Source organism: Photorhabdus sp. RM96S (genome assembly GCF_042879335.1).
Lineage (GTDB): Bacteria > Pseudomonadota > Gammaproteobacteria > Enterobacterales > Enterobacteriaceae > Photorhabdus > Photorhabdus kayaii.
This window is the reverse complement of record NZ_JBHFKT010000231.1, coordinates 1-297: the sequence shown is the minus strand read 5'-3', so window position 1 is coordinate 297 and position 297 is coordinate 1. Positions and strand designations below refer to the sequence as shown.

Annotated in this window: 1 protein-coding gene; it reads left to right on the top strand. The window is 51.5% G+C overall.

What is annotated here, in order from left to right:
• The coding region (locus tag ACGF49_RS25115; RefSeq protein ID WP_387493501.1) for a type VI immunity family protein at window positions 1-297 on the top strand (297 nt) is incomplete at both ends.

The following is a 297-nucleotide window of genomic DNA, read 5'->3' as shown; positions in this document are numbered from 1 at the left end:
ACTTAACACCACTGCCGGGCAGTGTCCCGGAGAGTTATTTTGCCATTAACCAACTGATACGTCCGATACGAGTCATTCCCCGTGAAGGCCATTCATTGCATTTCTATGGTGCCGGTCATTTTGATGATATTTCCACACTGGCCTGGTATGCCCGTTATGATCGTGGACCGCTGCAAGTGACCCCTTTGAGAGGCAACCACCCTGCACTGGTCAGCGGGATCTGGCGAACCGATAGCCTGCCTGACAAACAGTACTTCTTTGCTCAGGGGGCGATGTCTTTTGATGTTCCAGGTACAA